Genomic DNA, 2,636 nt, shown 5'->3' on the forward strand with positions numbered 1-2,636 from the left:
CGGCGCCACCGTGTTCGCGATGTGGGAACCGCCGCTGACCGCCCTGCGCGGCGAGCACGATGCGCCGGTGCGCCGGGCGGCCGGCGCGGAGGCGGCGCGGCTGCTGGCCGACCTCGTCGTCGAGCGGGTGCGCACGCTGGCGTTCGTGCGCTCGCGCCGCGGCGCCGAGCTCACCGCGCTCGGTGCGCAGCGACACCTCGACGAGGCATCGGCGGCGGAGCTCGCGCCGCGGGTCGCGGCATACCGCGCGGGTTATCTGCCCGAGGAGCGCCGCGCGCTCGAGCGGCGGCTGACCTCGGGCGAGCTGCTCGGAATGGCCGCCACCAACGCGCTCGAGCTCGGCATCGACGTGTCCGGGTTGGACGCGGTGCTGCTCGCCGGTTTCCCGGGCACCCTCGCGTCGATGTGGCAGCAGGCCGGCCGGGCGGGGCGGTCCGGCAGCGCCGCGCTGGTGATCTTCGTCGCGCGGGACGACCCGCTGGACACCTACCTCGTGCACCATCCGGCGGCGGTGTTCGGCCGGCCGGTGGAAGCCAGCGTCGTGGACCCGCAGAATCCGTACGTCCTCGCCCCGCAGCTCGCCTGCGCCGCGGCGGAGTTGCCGCTGCGCGACGACGAGCTCGCCGTGTTCGCGGCCGACGCGACCGCTGCCGACGCGGCCGCTGCCGACGCGATCGCTGCCGACGCGGCCGGTGCCGACGCGATCGGTGCCGACGCCACTGCTGCCCGTGCCGGCGGCGCGCTGGAGCCCGTGTTGCGCACGCTGGCGGCGCTCGTCGAACGCGGCGTGCTCCGCCGACGGCCTGCTGGCTGGTACTGGACGCAGCGCGAGCGCCCGGACGCCGACATCCGCGGCGCGGGCGGCGCCCCGGTGTCGGTGGTCGAGTCGCGGACCGGTTCGCTGGTCGGCACCGTCGACGCGGGTGCGGCGCACGGCACGGTGCACCCGGGCGCGGTGTACCTGCATCAGGGACGCTCGTACGTCGTCGACTCGCTGGACATCGAGGACGGCGCTGCCCTCGTGCATGCGGACTCGCCGCCGTGGTCGACGTCCGCGCGCGACGTCACGGACATCGCGGTTGTCACCGAGACCACGACGCGCCGGCACGGTGCGCTGACGGTCTCGTTCGGCACCGTCGACGTCCGCAATCAGGTCGTCTCCTACGTGCGGCGCCGGCTGGGCACCGGCGAGTTCCTCGACGAGACACCGCTGGAACTGCCGCCGCGCGAGCTGCGCACGGCCGCCGTTTGGTACACGCTGCCGCAGGAGCTGCTCGACGACGCCGGCCTGGACATCGCCGCCGTGCCCGGTGCGGTGCACGCCGCCGAGCACGCCGCGATCGGCCTGCTCCCGCTGTTCGCCACCTGCGACCGCTGGGACATCGGCGGCGTCTCCACCGCGCTGCACCCGGACACCGGCAGGCCGACCGTCTTCGTCTACGACGGCCATGCCGGGGGCGCCGGCTTCGCCGAACGCGGCTTCGGAGCGCTCGCGCCGTGGTTGCAGGCGACGCGCGACGCGATCGACGCCTGCGAGTGCCCGCAGGGCTGCCCGTCGTGCGTGCAGTCGCCGAAGTGCGGCAACGGCAACGACCCGCTGGATAAGGCCGGCGCGCTGGTCGTGCTCGACCTCGTCCTGACTGCTCTGCGCGAACCCGCCCACTGACGCCCGCATCAGGCGCGGAGCTTGGTCGCCAGTTACCGGCCACCGGTCACTGATCACCGATCACCGATCACCGGTCACCGGTTACCGGTCACTGGAGCGGCGGCCGCGGTCAGCCGGGAAGCCGGCCCGCCCGGGCCGAGGCATCGATCGTTCGTGTGCCGACGACCGGCAGATGCACGTCTGCTTGCACACGCACCTGCACGCTGCCGCTGCGGCCGTCGGCGTCGAGCGAGAGCCGGCAGACGCTCACCCGCGCGCCGTCCGCGAGCGCGACCTTGCGCGCGGCGAGGCACTCGTCGGCGCCCACGCCGATGCGTCCCGCCGCCGCGAGCGCGGCAAGATCGGCTGCTGATTCCGCGCGATGCCGAGCAAGCACCGCGAGCATGCGAATGGTGACCACGCCGGCGACGACGAGCAGCAACACGCAGCACGCCAACACCCACACGCTGGCCGATCCGCGGTCGTCATGCCGCGGCCTGCTCACGGCGACGTGCCCTTCGGCTCGACGGCGGCGACCGCACGCTCCTGCGCGGTCAGCGCCGGCAGCCAACTACCCAACGGGTGCACACGCAGCCGGACCACCGCAACGACCTCGGCCGCGCCGGTGGTCACGCTGACCGCCGCGCCCGGGGCGAGCGCCGACGCCATCGCACGCCCGGCGCCGGGATCGCCGCGCGCGGCCGCCCGCGCGCCCTCCCGCGCGGCATCCTGGGCGCGCCCCCGTGCCGAGACGCCCGTTGGCCCGCGCCGCCGGCGTCACGCGTGATCCGAACCGGGCACTGGATCCGCTCATCGAGCCTGACCTGCCGGCGCTGGCGGACCAGACGACGCGGGTCAACATCGCCAATGACGCATCGGCGAAATTCGTGCTGCGCGACAGCGCGCAGGCGGCGACCCGCGTCAACGACGACACCTGCGCCAACCGGATCGCGACACGGACGGGCGGCACCGCGATCGTCTTGCCGACCAT

The 2,636-nt window shown here is 74.8% G+C and carries 2 protein-coding genes and 2 pseudogenes (2 of these 4 only partly in view); 1 reads left to right on the forward strand and 3 read right to left on the reverse strand.

Going from position 1 to position 2,636, the window contains the following annotated elements; all coding sequences use genetic code 11:
• Window positions 1-1,666, forward strand: a pseudogene (locus ACFFCN_RS16820) (DEAD/DEAH box helicase); it begins 782 nt to the left of the window's first position.
• A gap of 109 nt (window positions 1,667-1,775) precedes the next feature.
• Here ACFFCN_RS16820 and ACFFCN_RS16825 read toward each other — a convergent pair.
• The 3 genes and pseudogenes from ACFFCN_RS16825 to ACFFCN_RS16835 all read right to left on the reverse strand — a co-directional run.
• Window positions 1,776-2,150, reverse strand: coding sequence for an Rv3654c family TadE-like protein (locus ACFFCN_RS16825; RefSeq protein ID WP_375493513.1), 375 nt, complete (start codon window positions 2,148-2,150; stop codon window positions 1,776-1,778).
• A complete protein-coding gene (locus tag ACFFCN_RS16830; RefSeq protein ID WP_375493515.1) occupies window positions 2,147-2,314 on the reverse strand; it encodes a hypothetical protein in 168 nt (55 codons plus the stop codon). Before ACFFCN_RS16830 ends, ACFFCN_RS16825 begins: the two co-directional genes overlap by 4 nt.
• Window positions 2,315-2,612: 298 nt before the next feature.
• Window positions 2,613-2,636: pseudogene (locus tag ACFFCN_RS16835) on the reverse strand (TadE family type IV pilus minor pilin) (its annotated part continues 207 nt past the right edge of the window); the annotation flags it as partial.

The sequence above is a fragment of the uncultured Jatrophihabitans sp. genome (assembly GCF_964246335.1).
In the GTDB taxonomy this organism is placed as follows: Bacteria; Actinomycetota; Actinomycetes; order Mycobacteriales; family Jatrophihabitantaceae; genus Jatrophihabitans.

Excerpts from the sequence above, each read along its gene's own strand:
- ACFFCN_RS16830 (WP_375493515.1), bottom strand. The coding sequence starts at position 2,314 with ATGGCGTCGGCGCTCGCCCCGGGCGCGGCGGTCAGCGTGACCACCGGC.